This is a genomic window from Stenotrophomonas sp. STEN023, from assembly GCF_056760135.1.
The window spans coordinates 1-16,190 of sequence record NZ_JBRREF010000102.1; the positions used below are offsets into that span (position 1 = coordinate 1).

At 63.4% G+C, this 16,190-nt stretch carries 15 protein-coding genes; 3 read left to right on the forward strand and 12 right to left on the reverse strand.

Annotation, left to right across the window (positions count from 1 at the left end):
* The first annotated feature begins 294 nt into the window (after positions 1-294).
* Positions 295-3,057 carry an aconitate hydratase AcnA gene (acnA, locus tag ACVOLV_RS19795; protein ID WP_481555848.1) on the forward strand — a complete coding sequence of 921 codons (2,763 nt, stop codon included), beginning with the start codon at positions 295-297 and terminating at the stop codon, positions 3,055-3,057.
* A gap of 250 nt (positions 3,058-3,307) precedes the next feature.
* On the opposite strand, the gene ACVOLV_RS19800 is transcribed toward acnA, so the two are convergent.
* Positions 3,308-3,649, reverse strand: coding sequence for a hypothetical protein (locus ACVOLV_RS19800; protein WP_481555849.1), 342 nt, complete (start codon positions 3,647-3,649; stop codon positions 3,308-3,310).
* Between the two features lie 213 nt (positions 3,650-3,862).
* Here ACVOLV_RS19800 and ACVOLV_RS19805 point away from each other — a divergent pair, with 213 nt between their 5' ends.
* On the forward strand, positions 3,863-5,545 hold the full coding sequence (locus ACVOLV_RS19805) for a long-chain fatty acid--CoA ligase (RefSeq protein WP_481555850.1): 1,683 nt from the start codon (positions 3,863-3,865) through the stop codon (positions 5,543-5,545).
* 133 nt (positions 5,546-5,678) lie between these two features.
* Here the strand turns inward: ACVOLV_RS19805 and ACVOLV_RS19810 are convergent, their stop codons facing one another.
* Together ACVOLV_RS19810 and ACVOLV_RS19815 are read right to left on the reverse strand one after the other, a co-directional pair.
* On the reverse strand, positions 5,679-6,335 hold the full coding sequence (locus ACVOLV_RS19810; RefSeq protein ID WP_481555851.1) for a single stranded DNA-binding domain-containing protein: 657 nt from the start codon (positions 6,333-6,335) through the stop codon (positions 5,679-5,681).
* A 375-nt stretch (positions 6,336-6,710) separates the two neighbouring features.
* Complete coding sequence (locus tag ACVOLV_RS19815) at positions 6,711-8,234, reverse strand: calcineurin-like phosphoesterase C-terminal domain-containing protein (protein ID WP_481555852.1); 1,524 nt, start codon at positions 8,232-8,234, stop codon at positions 6,711-6,713.
* On the opposite strand from ACVOLV_RS19815, the gene ACVOLV_RS19820 reads away from it, so the two are divergent.
* Positions 8,233-8,406 carry a hypothetical protein gene (locus tag ACVOLV_RS19820; protein WP_481555853.1) on the forward strand — a complete coding sequence of 58 codons (174 nt, stop codon included), beginning with the start codon at positions 8,233-8,235 and terminating at the stop codon, positions 8,404-8,406. The genes ACVOLV_RS19815 and ACVOLV_RS19820 overlap by 2 nt on opposite strands.
* Positions 8,407-8,511: 105 nt before the next feature.
* On the opposite strand, the gene hisIE is transcribed toward ACVOLV_RS19820, so the two are convergent.
* Genes hisIE through ACVOLV_RS19865 form a run of 9 tightly spaced genes read right to left on the reverse strand, consistent with a single transcriptional unit; the run spans position 8,512 to position 15,922 of the window.
* Positions 8,512-9,150 (reverse strand): bifunctional phosphoribosyl-AMP cyclohydrolase/phosphoribosyl-ATP diphosphatase HisIE, encoded by a 639-nt coding sequence (gene hisIE, locus ACVOLV_RS19825; RefSeq protein WP_481555854.1) that lies wholly within the window; start codon positions 9,148-9,150, stop codon positions 8,512-8,514.
* Positions 9,140-9,916 (reverse strand): imidazole glycerol phosphate synthase subunit HisF, encoded by a 777-nt coding sequence (hisF, locus tag ACVOLV_RS19830; protein WP_481555855.1) that lies wholly within the window; start codon positions 9,914-9,916, stop codon positions 9,140-9,142. Before hisF ends, hisIE begins: the two co-directional genes overlap by 11 nt.
* Positions 9,910-10,644, reverse strand: coding sequence for a 1-(5-phosphoribosyl)-5-[(5-phosphoribosylamino)methylideneamino]imidazole-4-carboxamide isomerase (hisA, locus tag ACVOLV_RS19835; RefSeq protein WP_481555856.1), 735 nt, complete (start codon positions 10,642-10,644; stop codon positions 9,910-9,912). The genes hisF and hisA overlap by 7 nt, the downstream gene beginning before the upstream one ends.
* Complete coding sequence (gene hisH, locus ACVOLV_RS19840) at positions 10,641-11,240, reverse strand: imidazole glycerol phosphate synthase subunit HisH (RefSeq protein ID WP_481555857.1); 600 nt, start codon at positions 11,238-11,240, stop codon at positions 10,641-10,643. Before hisH ends, hisA begins: the two co-directional genes overlap by 4 nt.
* Positions 11,237-12,310 (reverse strand): bifunctional histidinol-phosphatase/imidazoleglycerol-phosphate dehydratase HisB, encoded by a 1,074-nt coding sequence (hisB, locus tag ACVOLV_RS19845; protein WP_481555858.1) that lies wholly within the window; start codon positions 12,308-12,310, stop codon positions 11,237-11,239. The genes hisH and hisB overlap by 4 nt, the downstream gene beginning before the upstream one ends.
* Entirely contained in the window at positions 12,307-13,386 is a 1,080-nt protein-coding gene (hisC, locus tag ACVOLV_RS19850) for a histidinol-phosphate transaminase (RefSeq protein ID WP_481555859.1), read from the reverse strand. Before hisC ends, hisB begins: the two co-directional genes overlap by 4 nt.
* On the reverse strand, positions 13,383-14,678 hold the full coding sequence (hisD, locus tag ACVOLV_RS19855; protein ID WP_481555860.1) for a histidinol dehydrogenase: 1,296 nt from the start codon (positions 14,676-14,678) through the stop codon (positions 13,383-13,385). The genes hisC and hisD overlap by 4 nt, the downstream gene beginning before the upstream one ends.
* Entirely contained in the window at positions 14,675-15,586 is a 912-nt protein-coding gene (gene hisG, locus ACVOLV_RS19860; protein WP_481555861.1) for an ATP phosphoribosyltransferase, read from the reverse strand. The genes hisD and hisG overlap by 4 nt, the downstream gene beginning before the upstream one ends.
* Before the next feature lie 9 nt (positions 15,587-15,595).
* Positions 15,596-15,922 (reverse strand): YerC/YecD family TrpR-related protein, encoded by a 327-nt coding sequence (locus ACVOLV_RS19865; RefSeq protein WP_481555862.1) that lies wholly within the window; start codon positions 15,920-15,922, stop codon positions 15,596-15,598.
* Positions 15,923-16,190 lie beyond the last annotated feature (268 nt).

Consider the following 16,190-nt stretch of genomic DNA (forward strand, 5'->3'; position numbering starts at 1 on the left):
AACACCCCCCGCCCGCTGCCCGTGGCCACCCGCTGGTTTGGGCCCTCGCTGGGGTGTGCTTACCCCACCCCCGCCCCCCGCGGGCGGCGCGGGGCCCGCCACTACATTCGCTGCACACCGTTACATGCCCGCAACACGCCGTTGCCTAAACTGACACCAGCGAACATGAACCGAATGCTGGATGCTTCGTCCATACTCGGACTGGCATCCACCTGTCAGAGCCCTCGGCCCTGACAAGCCCGCGCAGCGCTCCGGCGCCGCCGCAAGCCATCTGCACTAAAAGGAGTCAGCGGTATGAGCGATACATTCTCCACCCGTAGCCAACTGGAGGTTGGCGGCCAGCAGTACACCTACTGCAGCCTTCCCAAGCTCGGTCAGAAGTTCGATATCTCCCACCTCCCCTACTCGATGAAGATCCTGCTGGAGAACCTGCTCCGGCATGAGGACGGCGGCCAGACCGTCGGCCCGGACCACATCGAAGCCGTCGCCCGCTGGAACCCCAAGGCCGAGCCGGATACCGAAATCGCCTTCATGCCGGCGCGCGTAGTGCTGCAGGACTTCACCGGCGTACCCTGCGTGGTCGACCTGGCCGCCATGCGCGACGCCGTCACCAAGCTGGGCGGCAAGGCCGAACAGATCAACCCCCTGATTCCGTCCGAGCTGGTCATCGACCACTCGGTGCAGGTCGATGTATTCGGCCGACCGGACGCGCTGGACCTCAACGGCAAGATCGAGTTCGAGCGCAACCAAGAGCGTTACAGCTTCCTGCGCTGGGGCCAGAAGGCCTTCGAGAACTTCAAGGTGGTGCCGCCGAATACCGGCATCGTCCACCAGGTCAATCTGGAAAACCTCGCCCGCGTGGTGATGGAACGGCAGATCGACGGTGCCAACTGGGCCTTCCCGGACACCGTGTTCGGCACTGACTCGCACACCACCATGATCAACGGCATCGGCGTGCTCGGCTGGGGCGTGGGCGGCATCGAGGCCGAGGCGGCGATGCTGGGCCAGCCCTCGTCGATGCTGATACCGCAGGTGGTCGGCTTCAAGCTGACCGGCAAGCTGCCCGAAGGCACCACCGCCACCGACCTGGTGCTGACCGTCACCCAGATGCTGCGCAAGCTCGGCGTGGTCGGCAAGTTCGTCGAGTTCTATGGCGAGGGCCTGCAGCACCTGCCGCTGGCCGACCGTGCCACCATCGCCAACATGGCCCCGGAGTACGGCGCCACCTGCGGCATTTTCCCGATCGACGCCGAGTCACTGAATTACCTGCGTCTGTCCGGCCGCAGCGATGCGCAGATCAATCTGGTCGAAGCCTATGCGAAGGCACAGGGCCTGTGGCACGACGCCAACAGCCCGCATGCGCAGTACAGCGCCACGCTGGAACTGGACATGGCCGAGGTCAAGCCATCGATGGCCGGCCCCAAGCGCCCGCAGGACCGCGTGCTGCTGGAAGACGTGCACAGCAACTTCACCGAAGCGCTGAAGGGCCTGACCAGCCACCGCGAGCAGCGCAACGGCGACGTCGCCGACTTCATCAACGAAGGCGGCGGTGCCGCGGTCGGCAACGAGCAATTGGCCAAGGGCCACGCCGACGTTGTCATCAACGAGCAATCGGTGCGACTGAAGGACGGCGCGGTGGTCATCGCCGCCATCACCTCCTGCACCAACACCTCCAATCCGGCGGTGATGCTGGGCGCCGGCCTGCTCGCGCGCAATGCGGCACGGCTGGGGCTCAAGGCCAAGCCGTGGGTCAAGACTTCGCTTGGACCGGGCTCACGCGTGGTCACCGACTATCTGGAAAAGGCCGGCGTACTGCCGGACCTGGAGAAGCTGGGCTTCTTCGTGGTCGGCTACGGCTGCACCACCTGCATCGGCAACTCCGGCCCCCTGCCCACCGAAGTCAGCGCCGGCATTGCCGCTGGCGATCTGGTGGTGGCCTCGGTGCTGTCGGGCAACCGCAACTTCGAAGGCCGCGTGCACCCGGAAGTGAAGGCCAACTACCTGGCCTCGCCGCCACTGGTGGTCGCCTATGCCATCGCCGGTACCGTGCGCATCGACCTGAGCAAGGAGCCACTGGGCAAGGGCAGCGACGGCCAGGATGTTTACCTGCGCGATATCTGGCCGAGCAACAAGGAAATCGGCGACACCATCGCTGCCACCGTCGGTCCGGAGATGTTCAAGCAGAACTATGCCGATGTTTTCAAGGGTGATACCCGCTGGGCGCAGATTGAATCGCCGGAAGGCCAGGCCTACGAGTGGAACAGCGACTCGACCTACATCAAGAACCCGCCCTACTTCGACGGCATGACCATGCAGGTCGGCAGCATCAGCGACGTCCATGGTGCACGGGTAATGGGCTTGTTTGGTGACTCGATCACCACCGACCACATCTCCCCGGCCGGCAACATCAAGAAGGACTCACCTGCTGGCCGCTTCCTGCAGTCGCGTGGCGTGCAGCCGGCCGACTTCAACAGCTACGGCAGCCGCCGCGGCAATGATGACGTGATGGTGCGCGGCACCTTTGCCAACATTCGCATCAAAAACCTGATGTTCGGCGGCGAAGAAGGCGGCAACACGCTGTACTACGCCCCAGGCAGCAACACCGGCGAGAAGCTGGCGATCTACGACGCGGCGATGAAGTACAAGGCCGATGGCGTGCCACTGGTGGTGCTGGCCGGCAAGGAATACGGCACCGGCTCCTCGCGCGACTGGGCCGCCAAGGGCACCAACCTGCTCGGCGTCAAGGCGGTGATCGCCGAGAGCTTCGAGCGCATCCACCGCTCCAACCTGGTCGGCATGGGCGTGCTGCCGCTGCAGTTCCACGATGGCGAGAACGCGCAGACGCTGGGCCTGGATGGTTCGGAAGTGATGGATGTGACCGGGCTGGACGATGGCAAGGCCAAGACTGCAACGGTTACCGCCACCAAGGCCGATGGCAGCCGCAAGAGCTTTACCGCCAAGGTGTTGCTGCTGACGCCGAAGGAAGTGGAGTACTTCCGTAATGGTGGCTTGCTGCAGTATGTGTTGCGGCAGTTGGCGGCTAAGAAAGTTGCCTGATTTGCTGCGTTGATTGGCTTGCTGGAAGAACGCCTCTTTTGGGGCGTTCTTTTTTTGGATTGACCGAGGCTTTACAGCCAGAGCAAGAGCACCCCTCCCCAACCCTCCCCTTGGCTGCGCCAAAGGGAGGGGGCAGAGCAGCAGCCTTCGCTTGTCTCCCCCCTTTGGCGCAGCCAAGGGGAGGGTTGGGGAGGGGTGCCTTTACGCTCTAAAGCATCAAAGCCGCCAACCGCCTACCAAACCCAGCACGTCACCCTTCCCCACCAACCGGCCCCCAATCCGCGCTATACACCCGCCACTTCCCATCCTGCTCACGCCAACCAGTCACCACTTCCTGCATCTGCCCGCGCTCGGGCAGCAACCCCTGGTTGCCACCAGTCAGCAGCACGGTGAAGCGCACGGTCGCAGTACCCCCCTCGCCCATCTCCACTCGCAGAGGGCCGGTCTGCACACCAACCTTGGCATTGAGCAGCAACTGCCCGCGCAGCAACCGCTCCATCCCGGCGCGATCCAGACCCTCGTTGCCCACGAAGTCTTCGGCCACTCCATCCATGAAGCCGCTGGGCTTGCCTGCCTCTACGCTTTTTTGCATTGCAGCAAAACTATCGCGCAACCGCTGTTCCGGTGGTTCGCGGCCGCAAGCGGCCAGCAAAAGCATGATCACCGCACAAAGCATGCAGTTGAAGACTGATCGCATCATCTATCCCTTCGCCTTTTCAATTCGGAACGGTATGCTGGCAACAATAACGCCGGTGCCCGATGATCGGGCCTGACCACTAGATCATTCCATTTCCTGGAGGGGAAGATGACGCAAGAACGTCCTTGGCTGCAGAGCTACCCGGCTGGTGTGCCGGCTGAAATCGACGTCAACGAATTCCACTCCGTCGCCGATGTCTTCAATGCCTCGGTTGCCAAGTTCCGCGATCGCCCGGCCTATTCCAACTTCGGCAAGGTGCTTACCTATGGCGAAGCGGACGTTCTGGTCACCCAGTTCGCCGCCTACCTGCTGGGTGAGCTGCAGCTGAAGAAGGGCGACCGCGTTGCGATCATGATGCCCAACTGCCTGCAGTACCCGATCGCCATCTTCGGCATCCTGCGCGCCGGTCTGACCGTGGTGAACGTCAACCCGCTGTATACCGCGCGCGAGCTCAAGCACCAGTTGGTCGATGCCGGTGTCAGCGTGCTGCTGGTCGTAGACAACTTCGGCGATACCGTGCAGCAGGTGATCGCCGATACGCCGGTCAAGCAGGTCATCACCACCGGCCTGGGCGACATGCTCGGCTTCCCCAAGGGCCCCATCGTCAACTTCGTGCTGAAGTACGTGAAGAAGATGGTGCCGGACTACGACCTGCCCAAGGCCATCCGCTTCAAGGACGCATTGAAGCTGGGCAAGCGCCACAGCATGCCAGTGGTCGAGGTGGACCACGAGGACATCGCCTTCCTGCAATACACCGGTGGCACCACCGGCGTGGCCAAGGGCGCGATGCTGACCCACCGCAACCTGATCGCCAACATGCAGCAGGCCTCGGCCTGGATCAGCGCCTCGGGCGTCAAGCCGGGCGAGGAAGTCATCATCACCGCGCTGCCGCTGTACCACATCTTCGCGTTGACGGCGAACGGCCTGGTCTTCATGAAGCTCGGCGGTTTGAACTACCTGATCACCAACCCGCGTGACATGAAGGGCTTCGTCAAGGAGCTGAAGAACAACCGTTTCACCGCCATCACCGGCGTCAACACGCTGTTCAACGGCCTGCTCAATACCGAGGGCTTCGACGAAGTCGACTTCTCCAACCTCAAGGTTGCGCTCGGCGGCGGCATGGCGGTGCAGCGCGCCGTGGCTGACAAGTGGAAGAAGGTCACCGGCGTCACCCTGGTGGAAGCCTACGGCCTGACCGAGACCTCACCGGCAGCCTGTATCAACCCGCTGGACCTGAAGGAATACAACGGCGCCATCGGCCTGCCGATCCCGTCCACCGAGGCCTGCGTCAAGAACGACGACGGGCAGATCGTTGCCTTGGGCGAAGTAGGCGAACTGTGCATCCGCGGGCCGCAGGTGATGAAGGGTTACTGGCACCGCCAGGACGAGACCGACAAGGTCATGGACGCTGATGGCTGGCTGCATACCGGCGACATGGCGCGCATGGACGAGAATGGCTTCTTCTACATCGTCGACCGCAAGAAGGACATGATTCTGGTGTCCGGCTTCAACGTCTACCCGAATGAAATCGAGGATGTGCTGGCAATGATGCCGGGCATCCTGGAAGTGGCTGCCGTTGGTGCTCCCAACGAGAAGTCGGGCGAAGTGGTGAAGGTGGTCATCGTCAAGAAGGACCCCAACCTCACCGAAGAGCAGGTGAAGGAATTCGCCCGCGCCAACCTCACCGGTTACAAGCACCCGCGCATCGTCGAGTTCCGCAAGGAACTGCCCAAGACCAACGTCGGCAAGATCCTGCGCCGCGAGCTGCGTGACGCCAAGCCGGAAGCTTGATGTTTCAAGCGTGATCGCTGAAAGCCTCCCCGGAAACGGGGAGGCTTTTTTTGTGCCTGTGATCTGATTGGAAGCAGTGCGTGATCGCCTCGCACAGCATGATGGCTGAGCGCGCCAGACCGACCACCGCGCTTTAAAGCCGCATACCCTCGCGTGATTCGTCATCCGCATTGCCGGCCACGGGCACCGGCACGATTGCGGTGGCGCGCTCATCGGATCCAACAAGCGTCAGCGACATGGCCGCGATCGCAGTGACCGTGCCGCCAGCTTCACCGCGGGAAACGAGGTGACCGGTAGTGCGCGGCTGATCGGCCGCTTGTTCCTGGGGCAGCTCCACCACAGTCCCGCGCACGGTCACGCGGTCACCGGTGCGAAGTCGAGAGCCCATGCGCATGGTGAACTCGGCCTCGGCCGGCATGTTGATCGAGGTGTCGTAGCCCTGATCCAGCACGAACACCCCATCGGAAGTGGCCGGGTCCGCATCGCCCTCGTCCTGCAGGAACCAACCGATCGTCGGCGTGCCACGATCACCTTCGCCCATGGTTTCCTTGAGCTCCTGACCGATGTCGTCGCTATCGCCCATCAGGTTACGCACCACGATGCCTTCGACCAGCACCTCGCTGCCCAGCAATGGGCTGCTCGCACCCTGCCCTTGCACCTGCCCTATCAGCTGACGAGCCGGATCCATCGGTTCGACATTGGACTGGGCACCTGGCAGCGGAAAGCCGCAGCCAGCAGTTGCCAGTACCAAACCGAGAATGGTGGTTCTGACTGCAGCCTTCGTGTGCATGGCGCCCCTTTGCAACCCGATCTATGTGGGAGCGGCATAAGCCGCGAAACAAGCGCGCCATGAAATCACAGATAAGTGGGCGAGCAAAGATGCTGGCTACGCAGGAGGTAAGCACGCCCCCCTCTGTGGGAGCAGCGCAAGCCGCGAAGCTTGTACATTCGCGGATTGCGGAGATCTCTAATCGTAAGGCTTTTCCAGCTTCGCGGCCTACGCCGCTCCTACAAGAAATCGGTCGAAGCGCTATCCAGCGAGCTGCTGCCGCTTGTGGGAGCGGTGTAAACCGCGAAGCTCGTAGATTCTCAGATCGCGAAGGTTGTTTGCCGCGAAGCATTACTTGCTTCGCGGCTTACGCCGCTCCCACAACAGCTGCAGCGTTTACGGCTGTGCGATCTGCAGCCTGTAGCTTGTCCGGCTGCTGTACTCCTCACCATTCAATATGGCCCGCACTTCCACCGCATGCTCGCCTTCTGCCAACTTTGTCGGCAACGCCGCGCGCCACAGGTGACTGGACGGCACGGCTTCGGGTGAGCGGTCGTAGCCACGCAGTTCACCGGCCAGATCATCGGCAATGTTCTCCACCAGCAGGCGCGGATCAGCTTGCTTGACCTGCTTCATCGGCTGCCATTCGCCGTCGTCCACGCGGAACTCCACCAGCAGGCCTTCATAGCCCATGAACACGTTGGCGTAGATGCCCCAGGCCGGATACGCACCTTGGCGCAGCACCTTCGGCGCGTGCAAGGCGATCTGCTGATCGGCAGGCGCGCGGGCAACGCGGTACTCGACGCTGTACTGGCCTTGCGGGCGGATATTGAGCAGGCCGTAGCCGTTCGGCGTACCGTCGGCCATGGTGGTATCGGGAATGCCCTGTGCATCCTTCAACCCGGACCAGAACGCACCGCAGGCAGCGCCTACGTTGTACTCGTGCAGCGGCTTGGCACCATTCCAACCCTGCGCTGCGCCCCAGAACACCTGGCTCTGGTTGTGGGTATGGCCGCTGACAATCAGCGGATGCGGTACCTGCTCCAACAGCTTGAACAGGCGGGCACGGTCTTCGGCACGATAGACGTGGTCGAACAGTGGGATATGGAAGCCCAGCACCACCAGTTTGTCCTTCGGGATGGTCGGCAGGTAGGCCTCGAGGAAGGCGAACTGGTCCTCGCGCAGACCGCCGACATACGCAGGCTTTTGCCCGGGCTGGGCGATGATGTCGTCCATGCCGATGAACACCATCGACGCCTCTTCCCAGGCGTAGGTGTCCGGGCCAAGCTGCCGATGGAAACTTGCCAGCGAATCAGCGTCGCTGCTCGCGCCAAGGTCCATGTCGTGGTTGCCGGGAACATGCAGCCAAGGTACCCCCAGCGAGGTGACCGCCTTGGTCAGCGCCGGATAGAGGCTGGGGTCGTCATTGGTGATATCGCCCAGGGTCATGCCCAGGCGCGCCTGGTGCTTACCGCGCAGCGGTTCAATGATGTCGCGTTCGAAGTAGCCCACATCCAGTGCGGTGCTGGTCTGGCTGTCGGCCAGCAACAGGGCCTGGAACCTGCTGGGTGCGTTCTTCTCCGGCTTCAGTGCGAACGGGCGGCACTGCGCCTCGCCCTCACCTGCCTGCGGCCGCCAGATATCAGGCAGGCCATCCGCGCGCTTGGCGGCGCTATAACCGGCCGGTTTGATGATGAAGATGTTGGGCTGGCTGGAGGCTGGCAGCTGGTAGCGGCCGTCCTTGCCGGTGCTGACGATGTGCTCGCCATCGGAGACACGGATGCCGGCCAGCGGCTTCTCGCCCGCGTCCTGCCGCCCATTGCCGTTGCTGTCGAGGAATACCGCGCCGTCGATGCAGGAGGCGCTGGCGGCTAATGGCGCGCTGGCCAGCAGCAGAGCAGGCAACAGGAGTAGGCGCATGAAGGTCTCGGCAACAATGGGCAGGCGCCCATTATCGCCCCGGGATGCTGCAAAGGCGTTGCTGCAGGTGGCGAACAGCATTGATCTTGTGGGAGCGGCCTCAGCCGCGAAGCTGATACAGCGTCCGATTGCGGGATGGCTGGCCGCGACGCATTGCCAATTTCGCGGCTGACGCCGCTCCCACATCTGGCCTATCGGTAAAGCTGCTGCCGAGCATGGCTCGGCACTACAGAAAAGCCCGGTAAAGCCCCTGCCGAGCATGGCTCGGCACTACAGGCTAGCTGGCTGCCTTTTCTGCGGCCTTGGCGTGGCGGTCTTCGAGCACGCCGATGGCGTCGTCCAGCGACAGGCCACGGGCGCGCAGCAGCACGATCAGGTGGAACAACAGATCGGCCGATTCGCCCAATAGATCTTCGTCGAGCTGTACAACGCCCGCCAGTGCCGTTTCCACACCCTCCTCGCCCACTTTCTGCGCGATATGGCGCGCGCCTTTCTCGAACAGCTTGGTGGTGTAGCTGTTGAGCGGACGGTCATGCTCGCGCTGTTTGATCAAGGCATTCAACGCACCGAGGAAATTACCCGGTGCGGCGCTGAAGCAGCTGGTCTGCCCGGTGTGACAGGTAGGGCCATGCGGGCGCACGGTAACCAGCAAGGTGTCGTTGTCGCAATCGCTGCGGATGTCGACCAGATCCAGGTGGTTGCCGGAGCTCTCGCCCTTGGTCCACAGGCGCTGCTTGCTGCGACTGAAGAAGGTGACCTTGCCACTGCTGCAGGTGGTTTCCAGTGCATCGCGGTCCATGTAACCCAGCATCAGCACGCGCAGCGTGGCCTCGTCCTGGATGATGACCGGGATCATGCCGTTGACCTTGTCCCAGTCCAGTGCGGCCGGATCAACCGGATTGAATTCAGTAGACATCCCTAACCTCGATTTGTTGTTCGCGCAGGAACTGCTTCAGTTCCGGAATTGCAATGGCGCCGGAGTGGAACACACTGGCAGCCAATGCCCCGTCAACGTCAGCCTGTTCGAATACATCGGCGAAATGCTGCGGCGTGCCCGCGCCGCCAGAGGCGATCAACGGAACCGTGCACAGCGCCCGGGCCTGGCGCAACTGTGCAATATCGTACCCCTTGCGCACGCCGTCGCTGTCCATGCAGTTCAGCACTATTTCACCTGCGCCGTGGGCCTGCACTTCACGCACCCAATCCAGGGTCAGCCTGGCTTCGGCGCGGGTCTTGCTGGGGTCGCCGGTATAGGAACGTACCCGCCACTGGCCATCGGCTTCGTGGATGGAGTCGATGCCGACCACCACGCATTGCTCACCAAAAGCTTCAGCCAATTCCGCGATCAGCTGAGGACGCTCCAGCGCCGGAGTATTGATGGAGATCTTGTCGGCCCCCGAATTGAGGACGGCGCGCGCGGTTTCCACATCGCGGATACCGCCAGCCACGCAGAACGGGATGTCGATCAAGCGGGCCACGCGCTCGATCCAGGCGCGGTCCACCGAGCGGCCTTCCGGACTGGCGGAGATGTCGTAGAACACCAATTCATCGGCGCCCTGGTCGCGGTAGCGCAGCGCCAGTTCGGTGATGTCACCCATATCGATGTGGTCGCGGAACCTGACCCCTTTGACCACGCGGCCTTCGCGCACGTCCAGGCAGGGAATGATGCGCCGGCTCAACATGACAATGCCTCATCCAGTTGCAGGTGACCTTCCAGCAGCGCCTTGCCGAGCACCGCTCCGCCGCAGCCTGCGGCCCTGGCGGCGCGGATGTCATCTGCATCGCGCACGCCACCAGAAGCCTGTACGGCCACGCCGGGCAACAATTCCGCAAGATGCGCGTATAGCTCGATGTTCGGGCCGGACAGCATGCCGTCACGGGAAATGTCGGTGCACAGCAGGTGCTTCATGCCAGCCTGCGCGTAACGCTGGGCCAGTTCGTCCAGGGTCACATCCGCGGTTTCCGTCCAACCATGCACCGGCAGGCGCCAAATGCCGTCTTCGCCCTGCCGCGTGTCCAGCGCGATGGTCAGCTGCTCGGCACCGAACTCGGCCAGCCAGGCCAACACCTGCTCGGGCTGACGCACCGCCAGCGAACCGATCACCACGCGGCTGGCGCCTGCATCAAGAATGCGCGCCACATCGTCGCGGCCACGCACGCCGCCGCCGGTCTGCACCTTCAGTTTGGTGGTGGCTGCGATCTGCTGCAGCAACGGTCCCAAGGTGTAGCCGCCAGCCTTGGCTGCATCCAGATCGACCAGATGCATCCAACTGGCACCGGTGCTGGCGAAGGCCTGCGCACGCGGCAAGGCATCGTCACCGTAAGTGGTCTGCTTGGCGTAATCGCCCTGCAGCAGGCGTACGACGCGGCCGTCACGGATATCCAGCGCGGGGTAAACAGTGAAGCTCATGCGGCAATCTCAAGAAAGTTCTGCAGGATGCGTGCGCCCGGCCCAGCCGAACGCTCGGGATGGAACTGCGCACCGCAAAGACGCTCGCGCTGTACCACCGCGGTAAACAGACCACCGTGATGGCAGGCTGCAACGGTGTCGGAAGTGACGGGAGCTGCATAGCTGTGCACGAAGTAGGCGCTGGAACCGAGCGGAACGCCCTCAAGCAAGGGTGACTCACGCAAGGCCAGCAACTTGTTCCAGCCCATATGTGGCACGCGCACACCAACGCCAGGGTGCAGGCGACGGACGATGCCGGGCAGCAGGCCCAGGCATTCAACATCACCCTCTTCCGAACGTTCAAACAGCAACTGCATGCCAAGGCAGATACCCATCAGCGGCACCTGCAGCTCGCGCAACGGCTGCACCAGCCCCTGCGCATGCAAGCGCCGCATGCCCTCGGCCGCAGCCCCCACACCCGGCAGGATTACCCGCTCAAGGCCGGCGAGATCCGTTGGCTCGCGCACCATCTGCACATCAACCTGCAGCCGCTCCAATGCATAGCGCACTGAACCCAGGTTCGCGCCGCCAGCATCAACCAGGCCAACCTTGCTCACAAGGCCCCCTTGGTTGACGGCAGCTCGGTGCCTTCCTTGCGGATGGCCTGACGCAGTGCGCGGGCCAGGGCCTTGAAGCAGGCTTCCACCTTGTGGTGATCGTTGTCGCCTTCCACCTTCAGGTTGAGGTTCAAGCCGCTGGCATCGCATAGCGAGCGGAAGAAATGCGGCACCAATTCAGTCGGCATATCACCGACGCGCTCACGCTTGAACTCACCGTCGAATACGAAATACGGGCGCCCACTGAAATCCAGCGCGGCGCTGGCCAGGGTTTCATCCATCGGCAAGGTAAAGCCGTAGCGACCAATGCCGCGCTTGTCGCCCAAGGCTTCGCGCAAGGCCTGGCCCAGCGCGAGACCGGTGTCTTCGATGGTGTGGTGTTCGTCGATGTGCAGGTCGCCCTTGGCCTCCACTTCCAGCGCAAAGCCACCGTGGCGCCCGATCTGGTCCAGCATGTGGTCGAAGAACGGCAGGCCGGTATTGATCTTCGAACTGGCGACTTTGTCCAGGTCGACAAACACGCGGATCTGGGTTTCCTTGGTGTCACGCTGCACGGTGGCGCGGCGCGGCGCGTCGGCCAGCTCATGGGCGATCGCATCCCAATCCCATTCACCGCCAAACTGCTCGGTGCGCAGCTGGAAGCCACGGATCTTCATGTTGTCGGCGAACTGGATGTCGGTGGGACGATCACCGACCATGCCCGAGCGCGCCCAGTCGATGCTGCGGTCCTGCAGGTACGAGACCATCATGCCGATGCCCGGCTTGCGGTTGGGGCTGTTGTCCTGCGGCCAGCTGGGGTCGATCAGCACGTCGCGAAAGTGTATGCCCTGGCTGGCGAAGATCTGCAGCATCAAGTCGTTCGGGCCATCGAAACTGGCCTGCGGGTAGCCTTCGGTGCCGAGGCCATCCTGGTTGGAGACGATGACGAACTGGTAGCCGGCATCGCGCAGCTTCAGCATCGCCGGGATCACGCTCCTGACGAAGCGGATCTTCTCGTAGGCGTCGATCTGGAAGTCGGCCGGCTCCTCGATCAAGGTGCCATCGCGATCGACAAACAGAATGGGGGTCATGCGGTGCGCTCCAGCGTGGCAAGTGCGTCGAGGACGCGGTCGTTCTGTTCGGGGGTACCCAAGGTGATGCGCAGGGCGTCCTGCAACTGCGGCGCGGCGCGCTGATCACGCACCACCACGCCTGCATTCAGCAGGGCTTGAAACGCCGCCTCCGCATTCTGGAAGCGCACCAGCAGGAAGTTCGCATCCGAACCGTAAACATGGCGTACACAGGGCTGCAGTGCCAAGGCAATGCGTAGCCGGCTGCGCTCGCTGCGCACGGTGGCGATGCGGGCGCGGGTCTGCGACAGCGCTGCGTCGTCGAGGCCAGCAAGCGCCAAGGCAGAGCTTGGTGTGGGAATCGGATACGGCGCTTGGCAACGCCGCAGCACGGCGATCAGTGCTGCATCGGCGATGACACTGCCAATGCGCGCTGCGGCCAATGCGTGCGCCTTGGACAAGGTGCGCAGTACCGCGATGTTGTCGAATCGATCCATCAAAGTGGTGGCAGATGGCTCATCGGCAAACTCGCCATAGGCTTCGTCAACTACCACCAGCGCTTGTCCGCGCAGCGCCTCGGCCACGGCCTGCACCTGCTGCAGCGGAATGCTCAGGCCACCGGGATTGGACGGCGAGCACAGGAACACCAGCTTGGCCTTGCCTTGTTTTGCAGTGGCAATGATGGCGTCGATATCAGGCACCAGCCCCGCATCGGTATCCAGCAGAGGCACTTCCAGCGCGGGCGCATTCTGCAAGCGTGCACTGACCGCGTACATGCCGAACACCGGTGGCGTATACAGCACTGCGTCGCGGCCGGGTTCGCACAGGGCGCGCACCAGCAGATCGATGGCTTCGTCGCTGCCGCGACCGATCAGCAACTGTTCGGGCTGGCAGCCGTACAGGCCGGCCAAGCGCTCACGCAGTGCCTGCGGTTGCGGGTCAGGGTAGCGGCGGCAACTGGCATCTGCATCACCAGGATTCGCCCATGCCGACTCATTGGCGTTGAGCCATATCTCGCCCTGCAACTTTGCACTGCGCGCGGAAGAATAGCCGCCGAAATCACGCAGATCCTCACGAACCAGATCAAGCACGCTCACGGTGCTACTCCCAGCCGCAGCGCCACCGCATTGGCATGTGCGCCCAGCCCTTCTGCACGCGCCAAGGTCAGCGCGCACGGGCCGATGCCTGCGATCCCTTCGCGACTGGCGGCCTGCACGCTGATCTGGTTCTGGTAGCTGGCAACGCTGACACCGCTGTAAGCACGTGCCGCACCGGCGGTAGGCAACACGTGATTGGTACCGGAGCAGTAATCACCCAACGCTTCGGGCGTGTAATCGCCGAGGAACACCGAGCCGGCTGCGTCCACTTTGTCCAGCCATTGACGCGGCTCGCGCAGGGCGAGAATCAGGTGCTCGGGCGCGTAGCGATTGGAGATATCAAATGCCTGCGCAATCGAATCGACCTTGACCAGCAGCGATGCGGCCAGCGCCTGACGGGCAATTGCTTCGCGGCTGAGCTCTGCAAGCTGGGCTTGCACCTGGTCCTGGACGGCGGCAATCATAGCCGCGTCATCGCTGAGCAGCAGCACCTGCGAATCCGGACCATGCTCGGCCTGCGACAGCAGATCAGCAGCGACAAACGCAGGGTTGGCGCCAGCATCGGCGATCACCAGCACCTCCGAAGGACCGGCCGGCATGTCGATCGCGGCGGCGCCGGCTTGCGCGATCTGCTGTTTGGCTTCGGTAACGAAGCTGTTACCGGGGCCGAACAGTTTGTCGCAGGACGGCACCGATTCGGTGCCATAAGCCATGGCAGCAATTGCCTGCGCGCCGCCGATCTTGAACACGCGGTGCACGCCGGTCAGGCGCGCAGCCACCAATACGGCAGGATCGGCTGTGCCGTCCTTGCGCGGCGGCGTGCATAGCACCACTTCGCGGCAACCTGCCAGCTTGGCGGGAACACCAAGCATCAATGCAGTGGACGGTAACGGCGCGCTGCCCGCCGGGACGTACAAACCAACCCGCGAAATCGGGCGAATGACCTTTTCGCAGACCACGCCGGGCGCGGTTTCCACGCTGTAGGGCTGGGCCATGCCGGCGCGGTGAAAGGTATCGATGCGATCTGCGGCCTGCTGCATGGCGATGCGCAGCTCTGCCAACACCGCCAGTTCGGCAGCGGCGAATTCTGCTTCGCTGACTTCAAAACGCTCCGGTGCGATGCCATCGAAGCGCTGGGTGATCTCGCGCAAAGCAGCGTCGCCACGCGTGCGCACCTGCTCGATCAAGCCAGCGACGGAATCGCGGGTCTGCGCGGCAACAGCCTGAACCGGACGGGTCAGAGCGCGTGCCTGTGCATTGGCGTCGAGCGCGTTCCAATCGAGGATGTTCATACCAGCGACTTCTCCACCGCCAACACCATCAGACCCTGCGCGCCGGCGCGTTCCAGCTCTTCCAGACGCTGCCAGCTGAGCGCGCCACTGCACATGGTCTGCAGACGCACGGCATCACCCTGCCCCGGCAAACGCAGCAACGGCTCGGCATCAGGGAGCAAGCGGGCCAGCTCTTCAATGCGATCCTCGGCAGCCGAGAACATCAGCAGCTTCTGATCCTGGACCTTGCTCAGGCCGTCGAGACGGCGCAGCAGCATTGCCATCAAACCTGCGCGAGCGTCATCCAGTTCGTGCACTGGACCGGCCAGCACCGCTTCACTTTCCAGCAGTACCTCCACCGGCTTGAGCTGGTTGGCGGCCAAGGTGGCTCCGCTCGAAACCAGATCGCAGATCAGTTCAGCGGTGCCCAGCTTCGGCGCGATTTCCACCGAACCGGACAGCTCGACCACTTGAGCATCGACGCCCTTTTCCTTCAGCCAAGCGGCAAGGATGGCCGGGTAGCTGGTGGCGATGCGCTTGCCCTGCAACATCTGCACGCCTTGCCACTCCCAGTCTTCCGGTACCGCGATCATCAAGCGGCAGGAGCCGAAGCCAAGGCCACGCAGCGGCTGGTAGGCGTCTGGCAGGCCGATCTGGCGGCGAGCCTTGGCCTGCTCGTCCAGTTCGTTCAGACCGACCACACCCAGGTCGCAGACACCGTCGGCGATCAGGCCCGGAATATCGTCATCGCGCACCAGCAACAGGTCCACCGGCAGCGATTCGCCAAAGCAGAACAGCTTGTCGCGGCTCTGCCGCCAGCTCAGGCCACAGGCGGCCAACAGGCTACGCGCAGGATCGGCCAGGCGGCCGCTTTTCTGAATGGCGATGCGCAGCCGGTCGCGTGCCGGCGCGGAGGTTGAAGCACTCATGGGGTTATCTCAGTTGGATTCGGTTTTGCGCGTGGCGAGACGGTCGATGGCGGCGGCATAGCCACCGGCACCGTGCTCGAGCGAACGCGCGACCCGACCAATGGTGGTGACGCTCACCCCGGTCAGGTCGTAGATCTCGCGGTAGGGCACACCCTTGCGCAGCAAGGGGACCACCCGCCAGCGGTCAGCCATGGCCTCCAGCTCGGCCGGCGTGCACAGATCGCGCAGGAAGGCCTGCACGTCCTGCGGCCTGTCCAGCGCGGCCAACGCCCGCGCCAACGCCTTCAGCGGGGCATCGGAGGGCTTCTCTCGTTCAGTGTCAGGGCGTGGCTTCATCATGTATCAACGTATTAGCGTGCTAATACATTAGTTCGAAATAGATCCCGAGTCAAACCGCGGCCCTGTGTTGGGAATGGAGCTTTCCGGCAATGCCCCAGCCGAGCATGGCTCGGCTCTACAGGTGGGGCGCGCGCGTGCGCTCAGATCAGCCAGAAGCCCCCCTCCCCAGCCCTCCCCTTCGCTACGCAAAAGAGAGGGGGCAGAAGCGGTAGTGGGGGGGGGGGGGGGGGGGGGGGGGGGGGGGGGGGGACGCGGCCCGCGCCGG

Bases quoted from the DNA above. Each gene is read 5' to 3' on its own strand.
- acnA (WP_481555848.1), top strand. From the start codon at position 295: ATGAGCGATACATTCTCCACCCGTAGCCAACTGGAGGTTGGCGGCCAG.
- ACVOLV_RS19800 (WP_481555849.1), bottom strand. From the start codon at position 3,649: ATGCAAAAAAGCGTAGAGGCAGGCAAGCCCAGCGGCTTCATGGATGGA.
- ACVOLV_RS19805 (WP_481555850.1), top strand. From the start codon at position 3,863: ATGACGCAAGAACGTCCTTGGCTGCAGAGCTACCCGGCTGGTGTGCCG.
- ACVOLV_RS19810 (WP_481555851.1), bottom strand. From the start codon at position 6,335: ATGCACACGAAGGCTGCAGTCAGAACCACCATTCTCGGTTTGGTACTG.
- ACVOLV_RS19820 (WP_481555853.1), top strand. From the start codon at position 8,233: ATGAAGGTCTCGGCAACAATGGGCAGGCGCCCATTATCGCCCCGGGAT.
- ACVOLV_RS19815 (WP_481555852.1), bottom strand. From the start codon at position 8,234: ATGCGCCTACTCCTGTTGCCTGCTCTGCTGCTGGCCAGCGCGCCATTA.
- hisIE (WP_481555854.1), bottom strand. From the start codon at position 9,150: ATGTCTACTGAATTCAATCCGGTTGATCCGGCCGCACTGGACTGGGAC.
- hisF (WP_481555855.1), bottom strand. From the start codon at position 9,916: ATGTTGAGCCGGCGCATCATTCCCTGCCTGGACGTGCGCGAAGGCCGC.
- hisA (WP_481555856.1), bottom strand. From the start codon at position 10,644: ATGAGCTTCACTGTTTACCCCGCGCTGGATATCCGTGACGGCCGCGTC.
- hisB (WP_481555858.1), bottom strand. From the start codon at position 12,310: ATGACCCCCATTCTGTTTGTCGATCGCGATGGCACCTTGATCGAGGAG.
- hisD (WP_481555860.1), bottom strand. From the start codon at position 14,678: ATGAACATCCTCGATTGGAACGCGCTCGACGCCAATGCACAGGCACGC.
- hisG (WP_481555861.1), bottom strand. From the start codon at position 15,586: ATGAGTGCTTCAACCTCCGCGCCGGCACGCGACCGGCTGCGCATCGCC.
- ACVOLV_RS19865 (WP_481555862.1), bottom strand. From the start codon at position 15,922: ATGAAGCCACGCCCTGACACTGAACGAGAGAAGCCCTCCGATGCCCCG.